The 24,286-nt window shown below is 65.2% G+C and carries 20 protein-coding genes and 2 pseudogenes; 13 read left to right on the forward strand and 9 right to left on the reverse strand.

Annotation, left to right across the window (positions count from 1 at the left end; genetic code table 11):
• Positions 1-14: 14 nt before the first annotated feature.
• The 3 genes from XI09_RS25815 (at position 15) to XI09_RS25825 (ending at position 3,058) form a co-directional block, all read left to right on the forward strand.
• Positions 15-332, forward strand: a complete 318-nt coding sequence (locus XI09_RS25815; RefSeq protein WP_271569352.1) for an ArsR/SmtB family transcription factor — start codon at positions 15-17, stop codon at positions 330-332.
• A gap of 49 nt (positions 333-381) precedes the next feature.
• Positions 382-1,752 (forward strand): NAD(P)-binding domain-containing protein, encoded by a 1,371-nt coding sequence (locus tag XI09_RS25820; protein ID WP_271569353.1) that lies wholly within the window; start codon positions 382-384, stop codon positions 1,750-1,752.
• A gap of 124 nt (positions 1,753-1,876) precedes the next feature.
• Positions 1,877-3,058 (forward strand): MFS transporter, encoded by a 1,182-nt coding sequence (locus XI09_RS25825; protein WP_271569406.1) that lies wholly within the window; start codon positions 1,877-1,879, stop codon positions 3,056-3,058.
• Positions 3,059-3,079: 21 nt separating this feature from the next.
• Here XI09_RS25825 and XI09_RS25830 read toward each other — a convergent pair whose 3' ends face one another.
• Positions 3,080-4,159, reverse strand: a complete 1,080-nt coding sequence (locus XI09_RS25830; protein WP_271569407.1) for a Cj0069 family protein — start codon at positions 4,157-4,159, stop codon at positions 3,080-3,082.
• Positions 4,160-4,433: 274 nt separating this feature from the next.
• On the opposite strand from XI09_RS25830, the gene XI09_RS25835 reads away from it, so the two are divergent.
• The 3 genes from XI09_RS25835 to XI09_RS25845 are packed head-to-tail and all read left to right on the forward strand — an operon-like array spanning position 4,434 to position 5,798.
• Complete coding sequence (locus XI09_RS25835) at positions 4,434-4,625, forward strand: hypothetical protein (RefSeq protein WP_271569354.1); 192 nt, start codon at positions 4,434-4,436, stop codon at positions 4,623-4,625.
• Positions 4,626-4,639: 14 nt separating this feature from the next.
• Positions 4,640-4,873 (forward strand): hypothetical protein, encoded by a 234-nt coding sequence (locus XI09_RS25840; RefSeq protein WP_271569355.1) that lies wholly within the window; start codon positions 4,640-4,642, stop codon positions 4,871-4,873.
• A 37-nt stretch (positions 4,874-4,910) separates the two neighbouring features.
• Positions 4,911-5,798: a DUF1259 domain-containing protein gene (locus tag XI09_RS25845; protein WP_271569356.1), complete on the forward strand. Its 888-nt coding sequence runs from the start codon at positions 4,911-4,913 to the stop codon at positions 5,796-5,798.
• Between the two features lie 36 nt (positions 5,799-5,834).
• On the opposite strand, the gene XI09_RS25850 is transcribed toward XI09_RS25845, so the two are convergent.
• Complete coding sequence (locus tag XI09_RS25850; RefSeq protein ID WP_271569357.1) at positions 5,835-6,626, reverse strand: IclR family transcriptional regulator; 792 nt, start codon at positions 6,624-6,626, stop codon at positions 5,835-5,837.
• A 181-nt stretch (positions 6,627-6,807) separates the two neighbouring features.
• On the opposite strand from XI09_RS25850, the gene XI09_RS25855 reads away from it, so the two are divergent.
• From XI09_RS25855 to XI09_RS25875, 5 genes and pseudogenes are all read left to right on the forward strand, one after another.
• Positions 6,808-7,968: an aminotransferase class V-fold PLP-dependent enzyme gene (locus XI09_RS25855; RefSeq protein WP_271569358.1), complete on the forward strand. Its 1,161-nt coding sequence runs from the start codon at positions 6,808-6,810 to the stop codon at positions 7,966-7,968.
• 19 nt (positions 7,969-7,987) lie between these two features.
• Positions 7,988-8,898 (forward strand): annotated as a pseudogene (locus tag XI09_RS25860) (amino acid ABC transporter substrate-binding protein).
• 70 nt (positions 8,899-8,968) lie between these two features.
• Complete coding sequence (locus tag XI09_RS25865) at positions 8,969-9,763, forward strand: amino acid ABC transporter permease (RefSeq protein ID WP_271569359.1); 795 nt, start codon at positions 8,969-8,971, stop codon at positions 9,761-9,763.
• The gene (locus XI09_RS25870) at positions 9,760-10,455 is read left to right on the forward strand and encodes an amino acid ABC transporter permease (protein WP_027547266.1); all 696 of its coding nucleotides are present in this window, start codon (positions 9,760-9,762) and stop codon (positions 10,453-10,455) included. The genes XI09_RS25865 and XI09_RS25870 overlap by 4 nt, the downstream gene beginning before the upstream one ends.
• Before the next feature lie 36 nt (positions 10,456-10,491).
• Positions 10,492-11,262, forward strand: a complete 771-nt coding sequence (locus XI09_RS25875) for an amino acid ABC transporter ATP-binding protein (RefSeq protein ID WP_271569360.1) — start codon at positions 10,492-10,494, stop codon at positions 11,260-11,262.
• 335 nt (positions 11,263-11,597) lie between these two features.
• Here the strand turns inward: XI09_RS25875 and XI09_RS25880 are convergent, their stop codons facing one another.
• The 3 genes from XI09_RS25880 to XI09_RS25890 are packed head-to-tail and all read right to left on the reverse strand — an operon-like array spanning position 11,598 to position 15,043.
• Positions 11,598-12,182 (reverse strand): DUF1254 domain-containing protein, encoded by a 585-nt coding sequence (locus tag XI09_RS25880; protein WP_271569361.1) that lies wholly within the window; start codon positions 12,180-12,182, stop codon positions 11,598-11,600.
• Positions 12,179-12,757, reverse strand: a complete 579-nt coding sequence (locus tag XI09_RS25885; RefSeq protein WP_027547263.1) for a DUF1214 domain-containing protein — start codon at positions 12,755-12,757, stop codon at positions 12,179-12,181. The genes XI09_RS25880 and XI09_RS25885 overlap by 4 nt, the downstream gene beginning before the upstream one ends.
• 9 nt (positions 12,758-12,766) lie before the next feature.
• Complete coding sequence (locus tag XI09_RS25890; protein ID WP_271569362.1) at positions 12,767-15,043, reverse strand: transglycosylase domain-containing protein; 2,277 nt, start codon at positions 15,041-15,043, stop codon at positions 12,767-12,769.
• Between the two features lie 294 nt (positions 15,044-15,337).
• Here XI09_RS25890 and XI09_RS25895 point away from each other — a divergent pair, with 294 nt between their 5' ends.
• Together XI09_RS25895 and XI09_RS25900 are read left to right on the forward strand one after the other, a co-directional pair.
• The gene (locus XI09_RS25895; RefSeq protein ID WP_271569363.1) at positions 15,338-15,853 is read left to right on the forward strand and encodes a YcgN family cysteine cluster protein; all 516 of its coding nucleotides are present in this window, start codon (positions 15,338-15,340) and stop codon (positions 15,851-15,853) included.
• A gap of 151 nt (positions 15,854-16,004) precedes the next feature.
• Positions 16,005-17,591, forward strand: coding sequence for an MDR family MFS transporter (locus tag XI09_RS25900; protein ID WP_271569364.1), 1,587 nt, complete (start codon positions 16,005-16,007; stop codon positions 17,589-17,591).
• Positions 17,592-17,595: 4 nt separating this feature from the next.
• Here XI09_RS25900 and XI09_RS25905 read toward each other — a convergent pair whose 3' ends face one another.
• The 4 genes and pseudogenes from XI09_RS25905 to XI09_RS25920 all read right to left on the reverse strand — a co-directional run bounded on the left by XI09_RS25905 (position 17,596) and on the right by XI09_RS25920 (position 24,116).
• Positions 17,596-19,296, reverse strand: coding sequence for an alpha/beta hydrolase (locus XI09_RS25905; RefSeq protein ID WP_271569365.1), 1,701 nt, complete (start codon positions 19,294-19,296; stop codon positions 17,596-17,598).
• A 21-nt stretch (positions 19,297-19,317) separates the two neighbouring features.
• Positions 19,318-21,807 (reverse strand): GAF domain-containing sensor histidine kinase, encoded by a 2,490-nt coding sequence (locus tag XI09_RS25910; RefSeq protein WP_271569366.1) that lies wholly within the window; start codon positions 21,805-21,807, stop codon positions 19,318-19,320.
• A 106-nt stretch (positions 21,808-21,913) separates the two neighbouring features.
• Positions 21,914-23,572: pseudogene (locus XI09_RS25915) on the reverse strand (thiamine pyrophosphate-requiring protein); the annotation flags it as partial.
• A gap of 148 nt (positions 23,573-23,720) precedes the next feature.
• Positions 23,721-24,116: a hypothetical protein gene (locus tag XI09_RS25920; protein ID WP_271569367.1), complete on the reverse strand. Its 396-nt coding sequence runs from the start codon at positions 24,114-24,116 to the stop codon at positions 23,721-23,723.
• Between the last annotated feature and the right edge of the window lie 170 nt (positions 24,117-24,286).

Consider the following 24,286-nt stretch of genomic DNA (forward strand, 5'->3'; position numbering starts at 1 on the left):
GCATCTTTCCGGTCATGAAGATCGACGACGCAGCAGCACGTTTGGAAGCCCTAGGTAACCGGACGCGGCTTCAGATCTATCGGGCGCTGGTCCGGGCTGGACGATCAGGCATGCCGGTCGGCCGCTTGCAGGAAAAGCTGAAAATTCCTGCATCAACGTTGTCCCACCACATCAAGTCTCTGGTCGCGGTCGGGCTCGTCAGTCAGGTCCGTGAATCCACGACTCTGATCTGTCATGCCAACTACGATTCGATGCAGGGCCTGGTCGATTTTCTGGTGGCGGAGTGCTGCGCGGACGAAGCCGAGTGCAAGGCGGCGCAGTCGGCGGCCTGATTTTTTTGTCCAAATTGTTCGATGATTCTAGAATGATGGGAGTAGCGCAATGGGTGATGGGAAGACGGTCGCTATCGTCGGGGCAGGGCCCGTCGGCCTCGCAGCGGCCGCGCATGTGCTCGAACGGGACATGTCGCCCGTCGTGCTGGAGGCCGGGCCGGAGGCTGGACATGCGATCTGCCAGTGGCAGCACGTGCAGCTGTTCTCGCCATGGGACTACAATGTCGACAAGGCCGCCGCGCGTCTGCTCGCGCCGACGGGATGGAATTCGCCGGATCCTCAGTCCTATCCGACCGGCGGCGAGCTGCTCGATCGATATCTCACGCCGCTTGCGACGCGAACGCCGCTGCGCGAGGCGATCCGGACCTCCAGCCGCGTCTCGGCGATCAGCCGTGTCGGCTTCGACAAGGCCAGGACCAGGGGACGCGAGCAGGCGCCGTTCGAGATCCGCTACCAGAACGGCAGGGGTCCCGAAGTCCTGCGCGCCGACGCCGTGATCGATACGTCAGGCACATGGTTCTCCCCCAATCCGGCCGGCTGCAACGGCTTGCCGGCGATCGGCGAGCCCGCGTGCGCTGACCGCGTCGCCTACGGCATGCCGGACGTGCGAGGCGCCGCTCGTTCCAGATATGCCGGGAAGACCGTTGCTGTCCTGGGCGCCGGCCATTCTGCCGTGGGCACGCTGATCGATCTCGTGCATCTCGCGGACGAGGTGCCGGGTACGCAGCCCGTCTGGCTCTTGCGCGGTGCCGATCCTGCGAAGGCTTTCGGCGGCGGCCGCAACGACAAGCTGGCCGCACGCGGCGAGCTCGGCACCGCCTTCGCCGCGCTCGTTGCCGCCGGGAAGATCGGGATCGAGACCGAATTCGGCGTCACGCACCTCGCGGAGTTCGAAGGCCGGCTCAAGGTGACCGCCGGCTCCCGGAGCGGTGCGCGAAACGTGATCGTGGATGAACTGATCGTGTCGACGGGTTTCCGTCCCGACTTGTCGTTCCTGTCCGAGCTGCGCCTGCGGCTCGATCCTGCCATCGAGGCGCCGGTCGCCCTGGCGCCGCTGATCGATCCCAACGAGCATAGCTGCGGCACGGTGCGCCCGCACGGCGCCCGCGAGCTCGCGCATGATGAGCCGGGTTTCTACCTGGCCGGCATGAAATCGTATGGCAGGGCCCCGACCTTTCTCATGATGACGGGCTATGAGCAGGTCCGCTCGATCGTGGCCGATATCGCCGGCGACAAGCGCGCCGCGGCGAGAGTCGAGCTTGTGCTGCCCGAGACCGGCGTCTGTACGCGCGGCGGCCTCGAGACCGCTGCCGCCGCGTCGGGATGCTGCGGCGGGCCGGCGAAGGAAGAACCATCGGCCTGCTGCGCCGCCGACGAAACGGCGAAGAAGTCGGGCGCTGCGGGGTGTGGCTGTTCATGAGGCACTCCGCTCCACGCCCGCTCGCAGAAGGACCGGCGCTCGGCACCCTGCCAACCCCAGCGCTGTCTTCCCCTCAATGGAGGACAAAATTCGAAGCTTGAGCGGCCGCTCTCTGATTGCGGTGATGTGCATCGGCCAGGTCGGCAACCTGCTGCCGCATGTGACGCTGTCCGCGAACCTGGCGCAGCACCTGATGCCGGCGTGGGGACTCTCCGCGGCCGAAGGCGGCCTGATGGCAAGCGGCTATGCGTTCGGCTACATGCTCGCAGTTCCCGTGTTGACGACGCTGACCGACCGGATCGATGCGCGGCTCGTCCTGCTCTGGGGCTCGATCGTCAGCGGGCTCGCCACCGCGGCGTTCGGCGTCTTCGCGCAAGGGTTCTGGTCGGGCACGGCGATCTGGTCGGTTGCAGGGCTCGGATTTGCGGGCGCCTACATGCCCGGCCTGAAGGCCCTGACCGACCGGCTTCCCGCAGGCGACACCTCGCGGGCCGTCACGCTGTACACGTCGAGCTTCTCGGTGGGTGTCGGCCTCTCGTTCCTGGTGGCGCAACTGATCGCCGACAGGTGGGGTTGGCGGACTGCTTTCCTCGCGACCGGCTTCGGTCCGGTCGCAATGGTCGGCGCGTGTCTCCTGATCGACGAGCGGCGACCCGTGCCGAAGGCCGGGCGTCTGCTCGACTTCGCACCCGTCTTCGCCAACCGCGAGGCGCTCGGATACATCCTCGGCTATGGTGCGCACTGCTTCGAGCTCTACGGCATCCGCACCTGGCTGGTGGGGTTCTGGACCTTCGTCGTCGCCCATCAAGGCGCGCCGGCGTGGCTGAGCCCCGTCGTGTTGAGCTTCTGCTTCGCGGTGATCTCGATGCCCGCGAGCATCCTTGGCAACGAGGCCGCGCTGAAATTCGGCCGCCATCGCGCGATCACGATCGTGATGATCGCGTCGGCCTGCGTCGCGCTGATCATTGGCCTCAACGCGACGGCCCCGGCATGGGTGCTCGCACTGCTGCTGCTCGTCTATGGCCTGACCGTGCCGGCCGATTCCGGCGCGTTGACCGCGGGCATGTCGGCCGCCGCCGTCTCCGAACATCGCGGCGCGACGCTCGCCTTGCATTCGACGGTCGGCTTCGGCCTGTCGGCGGTTGGCGCGTGGGGGACCGGCGCTGCGCTCGACGCGGCCGGCGGCCCGCAGAGCGCGACCGGCTGGCTGCTCGCGTTCACCGTCCTCGACGCCGGCATCGCGCTGGGGCCGCTGGCGCTGCTGTGGGCACGCGTGCGGCAATCCCCGAGCCGCAGCGCGAGATGACGCTGCGCGCTCCCGGGGGTCTTATCTGCCGGAACCGGCCGCTTGTCTCTGCCGAAGGCGGTGCTTCACCGTCCGCGCAATCGCCGCCGGTGCCTCGTCGGGGATCGCAAAACAGGAACTCGCGTTGATTTCGCACAGGACGTATGTGTCGGCGCCTGCCGCGTCGCGAGGTCCGTAGAGGAAGTCCGCGTCCCAGATCACCGGCAGCGAGGATTCATCGATGCCGAGCGTGTCCATCATCTGCGGCGTCCATTCGTCCTCCATCGATCTTCGCAGCGCCTGGAACGGCGGAGCACCGGGGCCGTGCATGATGCGCGGGCCGGGCTGCGCCTCGGGTGCATCGGGGCCTTCCGGTGGCGGCGGGATCAAGGCCTTGATCCGTTGCCGGCCAAAGCCCGCGACTTTGGCGCCGCTCATGTAGCAGCGGATCATCCCGTCGGGCAGGCGCGGTTGAAACGCCTGATCGATGATGCAGCCGCCCCAGTCGAAATAGGGTTCGCACCGAGCAATGAAGGCATCGAGCGGCATGTCCTCCGGCAGGCTGCCGCGCGTTGCATGGAGCACGCGAACCATGGCGCCCGCCTCTGCAAGGGCCTCCACTTTCCAGACGCCTTGGCCTCCATTGCCACGATTTTGTTTCAGCACGCGCGGCCCGTCCGTCTGAAGGCGCGACGGAAACTCGGCGCGGAAGCTTGCGGCCGTGTCGTAGCGATGCGTGTCGGCGCCCCAGCCCAGATGGCGCGTTCTGTAGAGGACCTCCTTGACGCCCATCTTCAGGATGACGTCTGGGTGCGCGCTCACCCATGGCCCTCGCGCCGCGACGTCGCGGAGCAGGGGATCGAGGTCAGCGCGCGTCTTGCCTTGATGGATCGGGTCGACCCAGACGAGCACGCCGTCTACCGCAAGCAATTGATCGCGGACGGTGTCGGCAAAGGTTTCGTCGTAGATGACTGGCCGGGCCTCGATGCCGACGGCGGCGAGTGCCTCGAAGATGCGGACGAAGCGGCTGTTCTGCGGTGTAGCCTCCCGGCGCGCGGCGGCATCGCCGCGTGAGAGGATGGCAACGGTGGATCGGAGAGGAAGGTGTTGTTCGGTGTCCATGCGCAAGCTCCACGAAGTGCGTGCTGCGCAGAGCTTGGACCGAAGTCTCATGGGGGGTCTGCATTGCCCCCATGCGGACGACCTTACGTGAGATCGTCCTTGGCTTTCAAGACGGGAGCGCGGTTCCATTCGAAGGGCGAACGCCTCCCGGGGCCTGCGCGCAGGTTGACAGCTTGGCGTTCCGGGTTTTCTATTTCCGGCAACGGGGATGTGCGATCTCCCCGTGAGGCGTTATGCCCAAGAATCGCGTCCTGATCTCTACCAAGGGCGCAGCATGTCACCTTACCCCCGAATTCATCCGACAAATCGTTTCGGCCCATCGCTCCAGCGCGGCGCGCCGGAGCTTGTCGGCTCGCATACCGACAAGGGCGTCGCGGCGGACTTGCGTCGGGGGCGCGACCTCTCGATCTGCGCCATTGAGAAGGGCAGCGTCGCAAAAGCGGACTTCACCTGGGGCGGGACATGACCGGGAGAACGACCATGCGAACACGGACAATCCTTCTCACCCTCCTGTTTCTGGCGATCGCGGCTGGCGCGTCGACCGCACGCGCGCTGACTCAAGATGAGTTGATCGCCAGGATCCAGGCGGCTGGCTACACGCAGGTCAGCGAGATCAAGTCGACCGCGGAGGGGACGACTGCCAAGGCGGTCAAGAACGGCAAGCCGGTGCGGCTCCTCGTCGACGGTGCCGGCCAGATCAAGGAGCAGAACTGAACTCCGGAAACCGGATTTCGCTCGAGGGAGCAGATCAATGCGAAGGACAATTTTGCTGCTGATGGGCATCGGTGCATGCTTCATCGCGACCGCTCACGCGCAGGATGTCGACTGGCAGAAGGTCGATGATGCGCTGGGCCGAAAGCCGGCCGTCACCGGCGACGTGCATCGCTATGGTTTTCCGCGCACCGACCTCACGGTGACGCTCGACGGCGTAACCATCAAGCCTTCGCTGGCGCTGGGCGGCTGGGTCGCGTTCAAGCCCGCGCATGGCGGGGTCATGGCAATGGGCGATCTGGTGCTGCTCGAATCGGAAATCAACCCGGTCATGCAGAAGATGATCGAGAGCGGGTTGGAGATCACGGCTGTTCACAACCATCTGCTCGGCGCGATCCCGGCGACATTCTACATGCATGTGGCCGGGCACGGTGATCCGCTCAAGATCGCGACCGCCATCAAGACCGCGCTTGCCGAAAGCAAGACGCCTATGTCGGCGCCGGCTCCGGCGGTCTCTCCGCCTGCCATTGATCTCGACACGGCCAAGCTCGATCAGATCATCGGCGTCAAGGGGCAGGCCAACGGCGGCGTCTATCAGTTCAGCGTTCCCCGCCGCGATCCGATTACCGAGCAAGGAATGCAGTTAAGTCCCGTCGGACCGATGGGCGTCGCAACTGGTGTCAACTTCCAGCCGACCGGCGGCGGCAAGGCGGCCATCACCGGCGACTTCGTGCTGACCGGCGACGAGGTGAATCCCGTGATCATCGCGCTCCGGTCCCATGGGATCAGCGTAACGGCTCTTCACAGCCACATGCTGGATGAGCAGCCGCGGCTTTTCTTCATGCACTTCTGGGCGAACGACGACGCGATCAAGCTCGCCAACGGCGTGCGTGCCGCGCTCGACAAGACGGCGAGCACGAAGATCTGATCTGGAACGAAGCCAGACTGGACCGAGCGAGACAGATCAGGATGCATCGCTTGCGCCGTCATCGTCGGCCTGGAGGATTGTCTCCGATAGCAGCGCAGCGGCTTTCTGCAGTGGAGCTATGAACCGGTCCAACTCGGCGAAGCTCACGCGTGCCACGGGAACGGAGACGCCCAGGCACGCGATCAGTTCGCGATCCGGAGACAGGATGGGAACAGCGCAGCCGACGACCCCCCGCACATATTCTTCATTGGTCTTGGCCCAGCCGCGTTTGCGGGTCTCGTCGAGGACCTTCATCAGGCTTTCGACGTCGACGATGGTCGTCTCGGTGTATTTGGTGAGCGTGAGTGCGCGGCACAGCTTCTCGCGCGCTCGTTCCGGCAATCGGCTCATGTAGATCTTGCCGGTCGATGTGCAGTGGAGCGGTGCCGCTTCGCCCGGATTGAATTGAAGCCCCTGCGGTTGCGACACGCGGACGCTGTCGACATAGGCAACGACATTGTCTCGGACGACACCGATCTCGCATTGTTCGCCGATTTCAGCCGCGACTGCGCGGAGCACGGCGTGCCGGCGCGCGGTCCGGAAAGCTGCGCCGATAACCTTGGCCGACAGCGTGACCAGTTGGTTGCCGACCACGTAGCGCTTCGTGCCCAGGGCTTTCTGGAGAAGCCCGCGCTGCTCCAGATTCCCGATGAGACGATGCGCGGTGGGCAGCGGGAGAGCCAGCGCATTGGCGATTTCTGCGACCGAGACAGCTCTGACTTGACCCGCGACATGGCCAACGATGGCGAATGCCCGGTCGAGTGGTCCGTCGGAATTGGTTTGCTGCATCTGCCCGTCCTCGATTGACGCTCTAAATAATTATCATGTTTCGGAATAAATACTATTGAAATATGAAAATTACTCTTGGCCGATCCGGCGGATTGCTCATATCGTTGGCGTCGCCGAAAGGTGATCAGGATTTGTGCAGCGCAGCCAGAGCCCTGCCGGGTGCGCTCATCAGGAGAGTGGGATGTCTCGCCATTACGACGTCGATGCCGTGCGGAAGGAGTTTCCGGCTGTCGAGCGCATCACCTATCTCGACTCCGGCTTCCAGACGCCGCTCGCGCGCCCGGTCAAGGCGGCGATCGATCTCTTCCTCAGCGAGGGCTTCGAGACGGCCGGCCCGAAGAGCGTGTGGCTCGACCGCGTCGAGCAGACCCGCAAGAAGCTGGCGCGGTTTCTTGGCGCCTCGGCCGATGAGATCGCCTTCACCAAGAACACCTCGGAAAGCATGAACATCGCCGCCAACGCGCTGCCCCTGCGCGCCGGCGACAAGGTCCTGATGATCCACGGCGATCATCCGAACAACGCCTATGCGTTCCTCAATCTGCGGCGCAAGGGCGTGACGGTTGAATTCGTGCCGATGACGGAGGTCGTGAACGCCGAAAGCCTTCGTCCGTACATCGATGCGAGCACGCGGGCGGTCTCGATGTCGCAGGTGACCTTCCACGCCGGCCATCGCTTCGACATCGAAAGCATCGGCGCCCTCTGCGACGAGAAGGGGCTCTATTTCGTCGTCGACGTGATGCAGGCGATCGGCGTCGTGCCGATCGATGCGAAAGCCATGCGCGCGAGCTTTATCGGATCGGGCAGCCACAAGGGATTGCTCGTGCCGCAGGGGCTCGGGCTCCTGTATTGGGACAAATCGAGGATCGAGCTCGAGCCTGCCTATCTCGCTGCCGCCAGCCTTGCGGAAGTTCCGGCCGATCTCATCGCCCGGCCCGACCAGCTTGAGCTTGCCCCGAACGCGCGCCGCTTCGAACTCGGCAACTTCAATCTTCCGGCGATCCATGCGCTCGGTGCCTCCCTCGACATGATCGAAGCGCTGGGCGTGCAGAATATTCAGAACCATTGTCTCGATCTCGGCGATCATCTCATCGCGGGGCTCGACGCGCTGGACGTTCGTCTCGTCGGTCCCCGCGATCGGCAGCACCGCGCGCCGCACATCTACGTCATCGCGCTCCCTGCGGCCGAATGGCTCGGTCATTTCGAGCAGAATGGCATCCGCGTGTCGCCGGAGCGCGATGGCATCCGCGTGTCATTCGGGATGTTCAACGTTTTCGCCGATGTCGATCGCCTGATCGACATCATCAAGCGGCGCGGCGTGAAGCCGTCGTCCAGGGCCGCCTAGGCTGTTCTTCAGAGGGGAGATGCACATGACGAGTTTTGCGCGTGTATTGGGCGTTCTGTCCGGCCTTGCGGCCGTCGGCATCCTCGCTGGACCGTCGATCGCGGCCGACAGTCCCACGCTCGCCAAGATCAAGTCGAGCGGTGCCATCACCATCGGCCACCGCGAGGCCTCCATTCCGTTCTCGTATCTCGGTCCCGATCAAAAGCCGATCGGCTTTTCGCTGGACCTCTGCGCTGCAATTGTGGAGCGCGTCAAGGCGGAGCTCAACCTGCCCAATCTCGCCGTCAATTACACGCCGGTGAACTCGTCCAACCGGATCCCGCTCATACAAAGCGGCACCGTCGACATCGAGTGCGGGGGTACGGCAAACGACAGGAAGCGGCAGGAGCAGGTCTCGTTCTCGGTCGCCACTTTCGTCAGCCAGCCGCGCTGGCTGGTCAAGGCGGACAGCGGCGTGAAGGTGGCCGGCGACCTCAAGGGCAAGACGATCGTCGTGACCCAGGGCTCCAATGCCGTCGGCTTCGCGCAGGGCGTGAATGCCAAGGCGCAGCTCGGCTTCAACATCGTCCAGGCGAAAGACCACGCGGAATCCTTCCTGATGCTGAATACCGGCCGCGCGGCCGCCTTCATGGAGGACGATATCCTTCTTGCCGGCCTCAAGGCCGCAGCGCCCAAACCGGATGCGCTGATCTTCCTCCCCGAGGGCTATGCCAAGATCTATTATGGCCTGATGTTCACCAAGGGCGATGCCGGCTTCAAGGCGCTCGTCGACGACGTTCTGTCGAAGCAGATGGCGTCGGGTCAGTTCGAAAAGACCTATGCGAAGTGGTTCACCCGGGCGATTCCGCCCAAGGGCGAAAACCTCGCTTTCCCGCTGACGGACGAACTCAGGGACCGGATCGCGCGCATCCGAGCGACGCGGTCGATTAGTCGGAGCATCATACCGGGGAATTTGTCCGCACGCTGATCCTCTCTCGCATCCGGAGCCTCGAGGTTCGCCATGTTCGCAGTGCTTTTTGAACAGACGGCGGATGGCCAGCGCTATATCGACTGGCTTCTGTCGGGCCTCGGCTGGACCCTGGCCCTGGCTTTCTTCGGCTGGTGGATCGCCTTTGCGATCGGGATCGTCGTCGGGATCGGCCGCACCGTGCAGAACCGGGCCATCGCGGCGCTTGCGCGCCTGTATGTGGAAATCTTCCGCAACATCCCCGTCCTGGCGCAGATGTTTCTCTGGTACTTCGTCCTGCCGGAGATTCTTCCCGTCGCGCTCGGAAACGTCATCAAGCAGATTCCGCCGCCCTGGGGGTCATTCTTCCCGGCGCTGGTGTGCCTCGGCCTCTACACCGCGGCCCGGATCGCCGAGCAGGTTCGGGCCGGGATCGAGGCCCTGCCGAGAGGGCAGATCGAGGCGGCAAGCGCACTCGGGCTCACCGGCAATCTGACCTACCGCCATATCATCGTGCCGCAGGCGCTGCGTTTGATCGTGCCGAGCCTGACCAGCGAGGTGATGGGCATCTACAAGAACACCTCGGTCGCGCTGACCATCGGGCTGATGGAGCTCACGGCGCAGGCGCGCCAGATCAGCGAGGCGACGTTCCAGACCTTCACGGCTTTCGGCGCTGCGACCTTGATCTATCTCGCGCTGGCGCTGATCGCCTATCAGGGGATGGCGCTGATCGACAGGGCTGTGCGCATCCCCGGCACCGCGCGGGCGGAGGATGCGATCGAACCGAGCCTGGCGGACGATGTCCAGCCCACCGGCTCGTTGCCCGCGGGGATGGAGGTCGTGAAATGAACAGCCTCGATTTCTCGATCGTTCTGCAGGCGTGGCCCTATCTCTGGTCCGGATTGCTGTTTTCGCTCGCACTCACCGCGGTGGCCTTCGTGGTCGGCATGATCCTGGGCACCTGCTTTGCGCTGTTACAGCACTTCGAGGTGCCCGTGATCGGGAAGGTCGTGCGCGGCTACATCGCCCTGATCCGCTCGATCCCGCTGATCCTCGTCCTGTTCTGGTTCTTTTTCCTGGTGCCGATCGTGCTCGGCCATCTCGCCGGCAACGGTCGCCCGATTCCGATCGGCGCCACCTGGACGGCCTTCATCACCTTTGGTCTGTTCGAGGCGGCCTACTATTCGGAGATCATTCGCGTCGGATTGCGCGCCGTGAACCGGGGGCAGTTCGAGGCGTGCCAGGCGCTCGCATTGTCCACCTTCGAGACCTATCGGAGCGTGATCCTGCCGCAGGTGCTCCGCGTGGCGAGCCCGATCATCCTGAGCCAGACCATCATCCTGTTCCAGGACACCTCGCTGGTCTACGTGCTTTCGCTCACCGACCTGCTCGGCGCGGCCTCGAAGCTCGCGCAGCTCAACGGCCGTCTCGTCGAGATGTATCTCGTGGTCGTCGTGGTCTACCTCGCCATCAGTTCGGCGGCATCGCAAGGCGTTGCGTTGCTGCGCAAGCGCTATGCGATCGCCGGAGCGCGCCGCTAGGGAATCGCACGAGAAGCGCGGTTTTAGGAGATGAAGATGGTTCAGGAGATCGCCGTGAATGAGATGAGCCGATGTCAGGCCATCGTCGCCGTGGAGGGCCTCGTGAAGCGGTTCGGACATTTCACGGCCCTGAATGACATCAATCTCAGCGTCACGACCGGCGAGAAGATCGTCCTTTGCGGTCCCTCGGGCTCGGGAAAATCGACGCTGATCCGTTGCATCAACCATATCGAGAAGCATGACGCCGGCCGGATCGTCGTCGATGGTGTCGAGCTGACGGACCGGATGGCCGATATCAACAGCGTCCGCCGCGAAGTGGGCATGGTGTTCCAGAGCTTCAACCTGTTTCCGCATCTCTCGGTCGTCGAGAACTGCATGCTGGCGCCGATCAAGGTGCGTGGCCTTTCCCGCGTGGAGGCGCACGAGCGTGCCGTTGGCCTCTTGCGGAAGGTGCGCATCCACGATCAGGCGAACAAATATCCGGGACAGCTCTCCGGCGGCCAGCAGCAGCGCGTTGCCATCGCACGCGCCCTCTGCATGCAGCCGAAGATCATGCTGTTCGACGAGCCGACCTCCGCGCTCGATCCGGAGATGGTCAAGGAGGTGCTCGACACCATGGTGGAGTTGGCGCGGGACGGAATCACCATGGTCTGCGTCACGCACGAGATGGGCTTTGCCCGCGAGATCGCCGACCGGGTGGTCTTCATGGATCGCGGCACCATCGTCGAGGAAGCTGATCCTGAAACCTTCTTCCGGGCGCCGAGTACGGAGCGGGCGAGGGGTTTCCTCAACCAGATCATCCATTGATTGGGAGCGGCGTCAGGTTTCAGGAAGGTGGCGGCACGCGACTGCGAATTCGTATGCTTGCGGGAGCCTGGCATCCAAATCCAATTCTAGGCTCCGACACGAAAAAACCCGCGGCGGACTGCTCCGCGCGGGTGTTACGAACTTTCGATGATGCCACTATGCCAGTGTTTTGCCCGACGTGTCAAAGCTCAACATCGCGGCGCTCCGGCGCGGATGCGCTTGTACGAGAAGCGGGTTTGGCGCGAACTCAAAACAACAAATGATTTCAATGCCCCCGCTACTGTGCATGGGGTTGTTTTTTCAGTTTTTGTTTCGCGCCAGCCGAAACAGCCCGCTCACCGCCGTCCGCGCGGCGCCTCGGCCTTGGCCGGCGGCTCGGTCTGCGGGGCGCAGGTGGCCGCCGCAAGCGTCGCTTGCGCCTGCGGCATCAGGCCGGGCTCGGCGGCGAGGGCCTTCATGACGATCAGGCCGGTGGTAGCAGGGGAATCGATGATCAGGCGGTCGGCCGCGGTGATCTCCTCGTCCTCCGGCAGCTCGTTGTGCTGCGCTTCCGTCATCAGGTCGAGCTCGATCACCTTCTTGCCCGCGGAGCGGTCGTTGATGGCGTAATAGGCGATCTCGTTGCGGGTGTAGAACGACACCGAGGTGTAGGCCTGGCTCACCGGCACGGTGAGCTTGATCGGCCCGCCCGTGAGGTCGTAGCGGCAGATCGCCAGCGCAAAGGCCGGGTCCATGAACGGCATCGGCGAGGTGTTGGGATCGGCGAGGGGAAGCTGCGTGACGCCGTTGAGCTTCGTCATCGGCGTCAGCCGCGAATAGGCGTCCTGCGTCGCGATCCGCGGCAGCGCCAGCACGCTGACGAGATGGACCACGAGGCCCAGCACCACGCCCGCGACGATGGTGAAGACGAGCCGGATCATGAGCAGCCCACCGTCGAGATCGTCGGCATCGGCGCATCGCGCTGGGTGCGCGTCGCAACGCCGACCGGGGTGTCGTAGAGGCGCAGCATCAGCGCGTAGCGCTCGATGCCGCCGGTCGGCAGCCAGTTGCCGGCGCGCGAGCGCGAGGCGATCCGGATCTCGAAGGTGCCGTCGGACTGCCGCACGATCTCCTGGCTGGTGAAGCCGTAGCGCTGCAGCGAATTGGCGACGAGATGGCCCTTGCGGTCGTACAGCGTCAGCGTCCAGAACCGCGCCGGCGGCGTCACGCCGGAGACCACGACGTCGCAGCGGCCGTCGAGCGCCTTCTTCTTGTCGTCGGCGGTCGCGGTGAAGGCGACGCCGTCGCCGGTGCCGATCGGTAGCTCGCCGTTGCGCACGATGGTGGCGCGCGAATAAGGATCGACGTCGGCGGTGCCGGTGCGCGGGCGCGCGGTCCAGGGGCCGATGGTCAGCGCGCCGATCTCGGTGCCGCGCGTCGTCGTCATCCAGGTCGCGCCCACACCCACTACGGTCGCGAGCAGGAGGGCCGTCAATGTGGTCAGGATCAGCCGCACGGGTTTCGATCAGTTCTTGCGCGGGGCGGATGCATTCGCATTCTCTTCCGCATAGTTCTGCGGGAAGGCGAGCGCGCTCGTCGACGAGGCTGGCTTGCCGTCGTTGGCGCCCGACTTGTTCGCTGTCTTGGCCGCGTCATCCAGCAGCTTCTCGACGCGCACCAGGATGTCGGCGCCGCGCTTGGTCAGCACGGGCGGCGGGCCGGGCTTGGTCTCCAGCACCTTCGGCGCGGCATTGGCTTGCGCGGCCATCGGCTGTGACGGCAGCTTCTGGCCCATGCCGATGCCGGGGATTTCCCGGACCTCGACGCCCTGATGCGCCGCGACCATGATGTCGTGCCAGGTCTGCGCCGGCAGCGAGCCGCCGGTCATGCGGTTGGTCGGCGAATAGTCGTCATTGCCGTACCAGACCGCGCAGGTGAAATTGCCGGTGTAGCCGACGAACCAGGCATCGCGATACGCATTGGTCGTGCCGGTCTTGCCCGCGGTCGGAATGCCGTCGAGCGCGGCGCGGCGCGCGGTGCCTTCGCTGACGACGTGGCTCATCATGCCGGCCATGTCGGCGGCGATGTTCGGCGGAATGGCCTGCTTCGGCTTCGGGCCGTCGCGGTCCCAGCGCCAGACGAGATCACCGGCGCCGGTGCGCACTTCCAGCACCGAATGCGGCGTCACCGACTTGCCGCGATTGGGGAAGGTCGCGTAGGCGACGGCGTGCTCGAGCACGGTGACTTCGTCCGAGCCGATCGGCAGCGACGGCGTGTCGGGCAGCGGCGCCTTGAGGCCGAAGCGGCGGGCGACCTCGACGATCTTGGCGCGGCCGATCTTGGCCGGGTTGGGCGCCTTCGGTTGTTCCTTCTGCCCGATCGCGATCGACAGCTTCACCGGCACGACGTTGATCGAGCGCGTGATCGCCTGCGTCAGCGTCACCGCGCCGGAATAGGAATGGCCATAGTTCTGCGGACACCAATTGCCGATGCAGACCGGGCCGTCGACCACGATCGAGTTCGGCGTGAAGCCGTTCAGAAGCGCGGTGGTGTAGACGTAAGGCTTGAACGAGGAGCCGGGCTGGCGATAGGCGTCGGTGGCGCGGTTGAACTGGCTGGCGCCGTAGTCGCGGCCGCCGACCATGGCGCGGATGCCGCCGTCGAGATCGGACACCACGGTCGCGGCCTGCGTCGCGTGATAGTCGCGGCCGAACTGGCGCAGCTGGTTCTCGATCGCGTCTTCCGCGGCCTTCTGCACGTTGGCGTCGATCGCGAGGCGCACCACGAAGACGCGCTCGGTGTAGGACTTCGGGAAGGTGTCGACCAGCTTGCGCATCTCGTCGAAGGCGTAGTCGAGATAGTAGTTCGGCGAAGCCTCGTCGCGGCGGTCCACCGCGAAGGCGGGGTTGCGGCGGGCGCCGAACACCTGGCCCTCGGTCATGAAGCCGGCATCGACGAGATTGTCGAGCACGACGTTGGCGCGGGCACGCGCGGCGGGCAGGTTGATGTGCGGGGCGTATTTGGTCGGCGCCTTGAACAGGCCGGCGAGCATCGCCGCTTCCGCCAGCGTCACGTCGCGCGCGGATTTGTTGAAGTAGAAATGCGCCGCGCCGTCGACGCCGAAGGTGCCGCCGCCCATATAAGCGCGGTCGAGATAGAGCTTGAGGATCTCGTTCTTGGTCAGGCGCCATTCCAGCCAGACCGCGAGGAACGCCTCGTTGACCTTGCGCTCGATGGTGCGCTCGTTGCTCAGGAACAGGTTCTTGGCGAGCTGCTGTGTGATCGAGGAGCCGCCCTGGCGGACGCCGCCGGCCTGGGCGTTGGTGACGAGAGCGCGCGCGGTGCCGGCGATGTCGATGCCGAAATGCTCGTAGAAGCGGCGGTCTTCGGTCGCCAGCGTCGCCTTGATCAGCACATCAGGAAAATCTTCCAGCGGGATCGAGTCGTTGTGCTTGATGCCGCGGCTGCCGATCGGGTTGCCGTAGCGGTCGAGGAAGCTCACCGCGAGATCGGACTTCTTCAGCCAGTCCTCGTCCGCGGTCTCGCGGAAGGCGGGGATGGCGAGCGTGAGCATCACGACCAGGCCGCCGAGGCCGAGGGTCGCGGCCTCCGACAGCGGCTCGATGAACACCCAGCGCTTCCACCGCCCGACATAGAAGCGGTCCATGAAGGTCGAGTAGCGCTCGTAGAGCTCGCGGATGCCCTTGGCCGAGGAGAACAGCGAGGAGTCGATGCGCGCATCGAGATCCAGGAAGAAATTCCGGACCTTCTGCTTCCAATGCGGTGGTATGATCTGGCGCACCTAGAACCCTTGAGGCTCGGTTCGAAAGCGTTCAAGCACCCGGCCGGGGCGGCATCGAGACGTCTTGAGGGAATGTTGCGGCAAACCCAAGGCGCCCGGTTCGCGTCCGAGGGGACTTGCTGTTCCTTCTAGCCGAGCAGGGCCTATAAACCAATGGTCAGGCTCGCGATTTTGAACAACAGGCCTAATTGACCCCGGTTCATTACGGGCCTCTCGGGGGCGTTGCTTGCAGCATCGCAGGCACACGCCCTAGATGGGGTTAACCGTAGCTCTTTCGAACTCTTGTTGAGGCGCATGACCGCAGCTCCCAAACGACCTTCAGGCCAGGAAGGATTCTTCTGGAAAACCAAGACGTTGGAAGAGATGTCGGGGGACGAATGGGAGAGCCTGTGCGACGGCTGCGGCCGCTGCTGCCTGAACAAGCTCGAGGATGAGGACACCGGCGACATCTATTTCACCCATGTCGGCTGCAAGCTGCTCGATGCCGGGACCTGCGGCTGCAAGGACTACCCGAATCGTTCCGAGAAGGTTCCGGACTGCGTCCGCCTGACCCCGGCCAATGTCCGCACCCTGAACTGGCTGCCGCCGTCCTGCGGCTACAAGCTCGTCGCCGAGGGGCGCGACCTCTATTGGTGGCATCCGCTGGTATCCGGTGATCCCAACACCGTGCATGAAGCCGGCGTCTCCGTGCGTGGCCGGGTCGAGGGCAGCGAGGAGGAGATCCCGGACGCGGATCTCGAGGACCACATCGTGCAATGGCCGGCCCTGCTGCCGAAACGGGCACGCCTGAAGCGACGTCCGAAGGACTGATCCGCCGCACGGATCACGTGTTCGGGATGACCCGGCGGCGGGATGCACCCATGCGCCGCGGTGCCTGCCTGGGAAGAACTTTGCTGTCTACATTGGGCTGCATAGAACGAATCCTTCGCGGCGTTGCGCCGCCCCACGGCTTCCGATCGAGATGAACAAGTTCGACCGGCAGAGCAGTTCTGCCGACATCCAGGCGTTGCCCGACGACATTGCCGAAGAGCTGTCCCGCCTTCCGAGCGAGGTCATCAGCGTCGATGACGCGCCGTCCATCGCGCCGCCGGTGCCGCTGACCTCCGACGAGGTCCGCACCATCGTGATCAGCCTGATGCTGACGATGTTCCTGGCAGCCCTCGACCAGACCATCGTCGCGACCGCACTGCCGACCATCGGGCGCCAGTTCCAGGACGTCTCGAACCTGTCCTGGGTGATCACGGCCTATCTGCTCGCCTCGACCGCGGTCGCGCCGGTGTTCGGCACGCTCAGCGACATCTACGGCCGCCGCGTCATGATCATCATCTCGCTCAGCCTGTTCGTGGCGGGCTCGGTGCTGTGCGCGATCGCGCCGAACATGCCGATGCTGATTCTCGCGCGCGGCCTCCAGGGGCTTGGCGGCGGCGGCATCATGCCTGTGGTGCAGACGGTGATCTCCGACGTCGTGAGCCCGCGCGAGCGCGGCCAGTACCAGGCCTATTTCTCCAGTGTCTGGATGGTCGGCGGCATCCTCGGCCCGGTCATCGGCGGCGTGTTCGCCGAGCATCTGCACTGGTCGATGATCTTCTGGATCAATCTGCCGCTCGCCGCCGCGGCGATCGCGATGCTGCTGCCGAAGATGAAGAAGATTCCGGTGTTCCACCGCAAGCGCAAGGTCGACTGGCTCGGCGGCGTCCTGCTGATGGCCTCCGCCGTCGTCTTCATGCTGGTGCTGGCCTGGGGTGGCACGCGCTACGCCTGGCTCTCGCCGACCGTGCTTGCGATGGTGGGCGGCGCTGTCGCGCTCGCGGTCACCTTCGTCTGGCACGCGCGCCGCGCCGACGAGCCGTTCCTGCCGCTGAAGCTGCTGACGGGATCGGTGGCGCCGTTCGCGCTGACGGCCGGCGGTTGCGGGCTCGGCGCGATCACGGGCCTCACCGTGCAGCTCCCGCTTTACTACGAGTCGGTCTATCACCTCAGTGCCAGCGAGGCGGGGCTTGCGCTGATTCCGCTCGCGGCGGTCTCGACCTGCGGCGCGGCGATTGCCGGCCGCACCATGGCGCGAGCCAAGCATTACAAGCGCGTCGCCATTGTCGGCACGTCCTGGGCCGCGATCTGCGCGCTGGGCCTGACGCTCACCACCTTGCCGCTCTGGGGCCTGCTGACGCTGATGGCCGCGTTCGCGCTCGGGCTCGGCACGACCTTCCCGGTCTGCGTGGTCTCGCTGCAGAATTCGGTCGCGCGTCCGCAAGTCGGCACCATCACCGGCGCGATGAACTTCTTCCGCTCGCTGATGTCCTCGTTCACGGTCGCGGCCTTCGCCGCCATCCTGCTGATCGCGCTCGGCACCGACATTCCGCTCGCCGGTGAGCATCACGCGGCGGGCAGCATCCCTGCGATCCCCGCCGACGACATGCGGCACGCGTTCCGCTACGTCTTCGGCGCCGCCACCGCGCTGATGACCACCGCCTCGCTCTGCCTGATCATGATGGAGGAGCGGCCGCTCGCAGGCCCGACCGTCGCAACGCAGGTGGAGATGGCCGAGTAGGGGCCTAGCCGCCGCGATCGGGATCGTCGTCGGCATTGCCTGCGCCCGTCTTCCGCGCTTTCGCAGCAAGCTGCTCCTTGAGCTGCGCCAGCGCGTCGGCAGACCAATCGCGGACATCGGTAACCGCGACCCAGGCATCGACGTAATGCTCGGGTGCGTAGACATGGCCAAAGCCCATCGGTGTGCCGTTCGCGACCGCCATGTCGACGGCGAGCTGCAGCATCGTGACGATGGGATACCATCGCAGCTCGGGTGATACGTCGGGCCCACGCGGCGCCCTCATCCAGGCCGGAGCCTGATAGGCGTCGCGGTAGGCAAAGAACGTGATCGCGTCACTGGCATATTGCAGATAGACGACGCGCATCGGACCCCAGGGCGCATCTGCCGGCACCGTCGGTCCGTTCTGGTTCATGAAACGCACGAAGCGGCCGTCGCGGAATTCCGGCAGCCAGGCCGGCGTCCCCGGATTGCGGTTCGCGGTGATCGAGCGCCAGATGCGGCTCTCGAATGGCGCCCCGCTCCACAGCGCGCCGGCAATGGGATCCCCGATCGTCTCGAACAGCTCCGCGGATTTCTCCGAGTTCATGGCGCCGAGGCTCAGTCCGTGCAGATACAGTTTTGGCCGCTTGTCCTTCGGCAAGCTCGTCCAGTAGCCGTAGATTTCCGCGAACAGCGCAGCCGATGCCTCTGCGCCGTATTCCGGCTGAAACAGCAGCGACAGCGGGCTGTTGAGATAGGAATATTGCATCGCGACGCTCGCGACGTCGCCATGATGGAGATATTCGACCGTGTCCATCGCGGCCGGATCGATCCAGCCGGTGCCGGTCGGCGTGATGACGATCAGAATCTTTCGCTCGAAACCGTGCTGGCGCTTGAGCTCCTCGAGCGCGAGCCTGGCGCGCGCTTGCGCGGTGTCGCGGCTGCCGAGGCCTACATAGACGCGCACAGGATTCTGCGCGAGCCCTCCCGTAACGGCGCCGATTTCCGTCGCGGTCGGGCCCGAGGCAATGAACCGGCGCCCCATGCGCCCGAGCTCCGTCCACTTCACCAGCGACGCAGAACTTCCTGTTTGATCGGGGGCGGCCGGTTGCGGCCGCTCGGGCTCTTGCAAGGCGTCGAGCTCGCGGAAGGAGGAGTCGAGCGCGTTGAACGCCGTGCGGACCAGGACATTGCTGGCGATCGACCAGAACAGAAGGCCTGCGGCCAGCACGCCGAGGACGTTGGCGACCTTCCGCGGAATCACGAGCCTCGCGCGCGCGGCGAGGAAGCGGACGACAACCGCGAACAGCCGCCCCAGCACCAGCAGCACTGCGAACGTGATCCCGGCGATGACGCAGACCTTGAGTGGATGTGCGGTCTCGACCGGAGCCATCTTCATGACAGTGCGGATCGAGTTCTGCCATTCGGCGGCGCGCCAGAGGAAGACGATGACGATGAGCAGGCAGATTGCTGCGGCCAGCGCATTCACAATCGATCGCGCCCGCGCCGAAGGCTCAGGCAGCTCGAGATAGTGCCACAGCCGGCGCCACAGGATTCCGGCGAAATAGCCGATCGCAAAGCAGCCACCGGCGAGGACACCTTGCGTGAGGTAGCTCCGCGGGATCAGCGTCGGCGTCAGCGCGGCCGCGAAGAATAGCGCACCCAGCATGAGGCCGACGCCGGACAGCGAGAGGAGTTGTCGCCGAATGGGCCGCGCCAGATTCATGAAGACGCCTCCCGGGTGACGTTATCCTCTGGTCTTGTCTGAAAAGCTGCTCTTGCGCGGCAGCAGAATCGTGAATTCGGTGAACTTGCCCGGCTCGGTCGCGACGTCGATCGTGCCGCCGTGCTGCTTTACTACGATGTCGTGGCTCATCGACAGCCCGAGGCCGGTGCCTTCGCCGGCCGGCTTGGTGGTGAAGAACGGATTGAACATCTTCTCCCTGACCTCGTCCGCAATGCCGGTGCCGTTGTCGCGGATGCGGATCTCGATGGTGTCGCCGCGGTCGCGCGTCGCCGCGATCACCACCGGCTCGTAACCGGACGCGCCGCCATCGGCCTTGCGCTTGGTGACCGCGTGGAAGCCGTTCGAGATCAGGTTCAAGAGCACCCGGGTGATCTCCTGCGGAAACACGTCGGCCTGCCCGGCCGCCGGATCGAGCTCGCTCCTGAGCGTCACGTCGAACTGCGGCGTCTCGGCGCGGGCGCCGTGATAGGCAAGGTTGAGGCTCTCCTCGACCAGGGCGTTGATGTCGCTCAGCCGGTGCTCGCCGCCGCCCTCGCGCGAATGCAGCAGCATGTTCTTGACGATGGAATCGGCGCGCCGACCGTGCTGCACGACCTTGTCGAGATTGTCCTTCAGGAGCGCGGTCAGCTCGTCCACCTCCGCACGGACGTCGCCGGCGAGCGGAACGGGCGCGAGCACCTCGTTCAGCTCGTCGGTCAGCTCGGCGGAGAGCGAGGCAAAATTGTTGACGAAGTTGAGCGGGTTCTTGATCTCATGCGCGATGCCGGCGGTGAGCTGACCGAGGGAGGCAAGCTTCTCGGTCTGGATCAGCCGGTCCTGCGCTGCGCGCAAATCGTCGAGCGATCTGGCGAGCTCCCGCGTGCGGTCCTGCACCTCGTTGAACAGGCGCGTGTTCTCGATGGCGATCACGGCCTGGTCGGCAAAGGTCTTGAGCAGGTTGATCGCCTTGTCCGGGAAATGGCCGGCCTCGGGGCGCGTCACGGCGATGGTGCCGATCGCAGCGCCGTCGCGCAGCATCGGCACCACCAGAATGCTGCGATAGCCTCTGGTCCGCGCCAGCTCCTTCATGGCGTCCGTGAGATCGGCTTCGTTCTGCATGTCGCTGCGGAACGCATATTCCCCGCTTGCCGCCACCCGGCTGTGGATGCCCGATGCCGACAGCGGCGCCGGGAAGGAGCTGAGCAGATCGGCGTTGCCGGCTTCGTTGTCGGTGGTGAAGGCGGCCAGATGCAGCATGCCGTCGATGAGGCGGGTGACGGTGGAGGAATGTCCCCCAATGAGCGCCTTGGCACTGTCGGAGATCGCCTGGAACACCGGCGTGACGTCCGCCGGCGAGGCCGCGATCACCTTGAGGATGTCGGCGGTCGCGGTCTGCCGTTCCAGCGCTTCCTTCGTCGCGTTGAACAGGCTGACATTCTTGATCGCGATCACGGCCTGGTCCGCGAAGGTCTGGAGCAGCCTGACATGGTGCTCGCCGAACGCGCCGGTCTCCCGGCGCGTCGCGATGATGACGCCGATGGCCTCGCCCTCGCTCATCAGGGGGGCGAACAGCATGCTGCGGTAGCCGCGGGCGCGCGCGATGTCGCGTGCGGCCGGCTCGAGCTCGGTGTCGGGCAATTGCGCCGCCGCACCATTGGCCACAAGCTGGTAAGGCGGAAACCGTGCGAACGGCACCGGGAACGAGGCCTGGAGCACGCGATCGCCGGCCGGGTCGGTCGGCGTGAACGCCGCAAGGTGCGCGGCGCCGTCGACATAGCGCAGCACCGCCGTGGAAAAGCCACCGATCAGCCGGTTGGCATTGGCGGCGATGGCGTCGAACACCGGCTGCACGTCGGACGGCGAGGCGGCCATCACCTTCAAGATGTCGGCGGTGGCGGTCTGGCGCTCCAGCGTTTCCTTCGTCTCGTTGAACAGCCGCGCATTCTCGATCGCGATCACGGCCTGGTCGGTGAAGGTCTGGAGTAGCTGTACGAGATCGGGCGCGAACGCGCCGGGCTCGGCGCGCGTGACGCTGATCATGCCGACCGCCCTACCCCGGTTCATCAGCGGCATGAAGAGCACGCTGCGGAAGCCGCGCAGCCGCGCCAGATTGCGGTTCAGCTCCGGGACGTGCTCGGCCTCGCTGTCGGGAAACTGGATCGTCTCGCCGCCGCGAACGAGGGCAAAGGTCGGAAAATCCTCGATCCGCCGCGGGAACGATGCCTTCAGCCCTTCGTCCGCGTCCGAGCTGGTCGGCGTGAACGCCACGAGGTGCAGCTCGTCGCCGATGAACTGAAGCACGGTGGCGGAGAAGCCGTCGAGCAGGCGCTTCGAGCTGGACGCGATCGCAGCGAACACCGGCCGGGCATCCGAGGGAGAGGCCGCGATGGTGCGCAAGATCTCGGCGCTGGCGTTTTGCCGATCGCGCAGCCGCGTGTTCTCGGCTGCGGCCGACTGCAATTGCCGTTTGAGCTCGTCGATCCCGGCGACATCGTTGGAAGGGGTGGTCATTCGCAATCCGGCTTGGTGCCGCGACGGGCGCGGCACCGGGCCGGATTATCACATTTTCTGCGACCGGAGCCAGCGCCCGCGGTCCCGCCGCCGAGACCCGGCTGCCTCACGTGCCCGGCCGCGACACCTCGGTCTCCTTGCTGGTGATGAACTCCAGCAGCACCGGCACGCCTTCCTTCGTCTTCTGGATGCCGCGCCTGATCGCCGGGATGATGTCCTCCGGTCTGGTCACGCGTTCGCCATGGCCGCCGAAGGCGCGCGCCATCGCGGCATAGTCGCCGGAAATGTCGGTCGAGCGATATTTCTCGGTCGAGACCGGCATCACCTTCAACTCGATCGCCATCGAGAAATTGTTGAGCAGGATCGACATGATCGGGATGCGCTCGCGCACCGCGGTCTCGAAATCCATGCCGGTGAAACCGATCGCCGCATCGCCCCAGACATTGATGCAGAGCTTGTCGGGCTTTGCCAGCTTGGCGCCCATCGCGAGGCCAAGGCCGTAGCCGAGTTGCGTCGTCTTGCCCCAGCCGAGATAGGAGAGGGGGTCCACCGCCTTCCAGAACGGCGAGAGCTGGTCGCGTGGGCTGCCGGCATCATGGGTGATGATGGTGTTGTTGATGTCGACGGTGTGCTGGAGGTCCCACAGCACCCGATAAGGGTTCAGCGGCGCGTCGTTGCTGGTCAGCTTCGGCATCCACTTTGCCAGCCACTCCTTGTGAGAGGCGGCGATCTCCGCCGCGACGGCCGAGGCGTCGCGATCCTTCGTGACGGTCTTGCCGATCTCCTCCAGCAGCGCATCGAGCACGAGGCCGGCATCGCCGACGAGGCCGATCCTGGCCTCCACATCCTTGTTGAGATGGTTGGGATCGAGCGTAGAATGGATGATGGTCTTGCCCTTCGGCATCGCGATGCCAAAACTGGTCTCGGTGAAGGAGCAGCCGATTCCGAAAATCACATCGGCCTCGCTGAGGAACTTCGGCACTGCGCGCGGCACCGCAAGACCGCCGGAGCCGAGCGACAGCGGGTGTGTCTCTGGAAACGACGACTTGCCTCCCAGGCTGGTGGTGACGGGAATGGCGAGCCGCTCGGCCAGCCGTTTCAGTTGCGGCCACGCCTGCGCATAGTGCACGCCCTGGCCGGCATAGATCACCGGCCGTTTGGCGTTGACGAGCAGAGCGGCTGCTTCCTTCACATGCGCGGGATCGGCGCCGTAGCGGGTGCGCAGCACCGGCGTGTAGTTCAGCGGTTCCGGCACCTCCTCGTTCCACATGTCGGAGGGGATTTCGACGATCACGGGCCCGCCGCGGCCGTTCTTGAGTTTCGTGAAGGCACGGCGGAAGATGTTGGCGACTTCCGCGGCCAGGATGATCGGCTCCGAGGACTTCGCGAACGGCTTCATCGCCTCGCTGGAATTGAAGTTCGGCTCGATGTGTGCCAGCCGGCGCTGATAGCCCATCGGCAGCACCAGCACGGGCACGGATTCGCCAAAGCACTGCGCGACGCCGCCCATCGCGTTCTCCGCGCCGGGTCCATGCTGCATGCAGAACGCGCCGATCGTGCGCCCCGACGTCACGCGCGAGATCGCGTCCGCCATGTGGATGCCGACGCGCTCCTGCCGCACCATCACCGGGCGGATCTCGGCCTTGGCCGCATGCTCGATCAGATGGTTGACCGGATAGCCGCAGAGGATCTCGATGCCCTCGCGCCTCATGATTTCCGCAATGGCGGTGCCGAGCTTCATGGCGTCTCTCTCCCTGGCGAGGCCGGTTGCTCCGGCCGATTGGGGGAGAGAGGATCAGGAATTTGGAGAGGGGTAAAGCGCGGGGGTGCGAAGGAGGCGGTAGGTCAGGTATGCAGCGCCGGCGTCCAGCCGCACGGATCCGCCAGCCATTGCATCAGCGCTTCGTGGCCTCCTACTTGCAGCTTTTGCAGATCGTCAGCTTACGCTTTAAAGCCTCATCTTCTTGATCGATCAATTGCTGGGCTGTGTCCGGATTGGGCTTGGAGCCCTTTGCTGCGCGCGACGTCGTGGCTCGCGTCGTCTGCTCCGGAGTGTCATTGTCGTCGACGGCGCTAAAGCCGTCATAGTCAGCTGCAGGATTCGGCGATTGTGGAGGTCCGCCAGTCGCTGGTGTCGACGACACCCTGTCGGACGCTGCGGGGGAGCTCTTGGCGTTCGCCCGTGGAGGCGAAGCCTTGGGCGGAGCAAGCGAAACCGGCGGCGCGACCGAAGTCTGCCCTCTCGCGCTGTCGTACGACCATGCGCCGACAAACATGAGGCTGAGAGCCAAGAGCGTCACGCTTCTCATCCGCATCCTCTCGGCAGCTCTGGTTCAACGATCGATGGCATGGCCATGACGGCGTGCAGAATATCAGGACTCACATGGCCGTCAAAGCGCCGTAGCCCGGATGGTGCGCGGCCTAATCCGGGACGACCGCATCGATTCGCGGGCCCGCAATTGCCCTCCGCGCCATCCGG

The organism is Bradyrhizobium sp. CCBAU 11386, from assembly GCF_028128955.1.
Lineage (GTDB): Bacteria > Pseudomonadota > Alphaproteobacteria > Rhizobiales > Xanthobacteraceae > Bradyrhizobium.

Excerpts from the sequence above, each read along its gene's own strand:
- XI09_RS25850 (WP_271569357.1), bottom strand. The coding sequence starts at position 6,626 with ATGCAGCAAACCAATTCCGACGGACCACTCGACCGGGCATTCGCCATC.
- XI09_RS25910 (WP_271569366.1), bottom strand. The coding sequence starts at position 21,807 with ATGACCACCCCTTCCAACGATGTCGCCGGGATCGACGAGCTCAAACGG.
- XI09_RS25830 (WP_271569407.1), bottom strand. The coding sequence starts at position 4,159 with ATGGACACCGAACAACACCTTCCTCTCCGATCCACCGTTGCCATCCTC.
- XI09_RS25875 (WP_271569360.1), top strand. The coding sequence starts at position 10,492 with ATGGTTCAGGAGATCGCCGTGAATGAGATGAGCCGATGTCAGGCCATC.
- XI09_RS25920 (WP_271569367.1), bottom strand. The coding sequence starts at position 24,116 with ATGAGAAGCGTGACGCTCTTGGCTCTCAGCCTCATGTTTGTCGGCGCA.
- XI09_RS25870 (WP_027547266.1), top strand. The coding sequence starts at position 9,760 with ATGAACAGCCTCGATTTCTCGATCGTTCTGCAGGCGTGGCCCTATCTC.
- XI09_RS25865 (WP_271569359.1), top strand. The coding sequence starts at position 8,969 with ATGTTCGCAGTGCTTTTTGAACAGACGGCGGATGGCCAGCGCTATATC.
- XI09_RS25835 (WP_271569354.1), top strand. The coding sequence starts at position 4,434 with ATGTCACCTTACCCCCGAATTCATCCGACAAATCGTTTCGGCCCATCG.
- XI09_RS25840 (WP_271569355.1), top strand. The coding sequence starts at position 4,640 with ATGCGAACACGGACAATCCTTCTCACCCTCCTGTTTCTGGCGATCGCG.
- XI09_RS25880 (WP_271569361.1), bottom strand. The coding sequence starts at position 12,182 with ATGATCCGGCTCGTCTTCACCATCGTCGCGGGCGTGGTGCTGGGCCTC.
- XI09_RS25895 (WP_271569363.1), top strand. The coding sequence starts at position 15,338 with ATGACCGCAGCTCCCAAACGACCTTCAGGCCAGGAAGGATTCTTCTGG.
- XI09_RS25900 (WP_271569364.1), top strand. The coding sequence starts at position 16,005 with ATGAACAAGTTCGACCGGCAGAGCAGTTCTGCCGACATCCAGGCGTTG.
- XI09_RS25815 (WP_271569352.1), top strand. The coding sequence starts at position 15 with ATGAAGATCGACGACGCAGCAGCACGTTTGGAAGCCCTAGGTAACCGG.
- XI09_RS25820 (WP_271569353.1), top strand. The coding sequence starts at position 382 with ATGGGTGATGGGAAGACGGTCGCTATCGTCGGGGCAGGGCCCGTCGGC.
- XI09_RS25845 (WP_271569356.1), top strand. The coding sequence starts at position 4,911 with ATGCGAAGGACAATTTTGCTGCTGATGGGCATCGGTGCATGCTTCATC.
- XI09_RS25855 (WP_271569358.1), top strand. The coding sequence starts at position 6,808 with ATGTCTCGCCATTACGACGTCGATGCCGTGCGGAAGGAGTTTCCGGCT.
- XI09_RS25905 (WP_271569365.1), bottom strand. The coding sequence starts at position 19,296 with ATGAATCTGGCGCGGCCCATTCGGCGACAACTCCTCTCGCTGTCCGGC.
- XI09_RS25825 (WP_271569406.1), top strand. The coding sequence starts at position 1,877 with ATGTGCATCGGCCAGGTCGGCAACCTGCTGCCGCATGTGACGCTGTCC.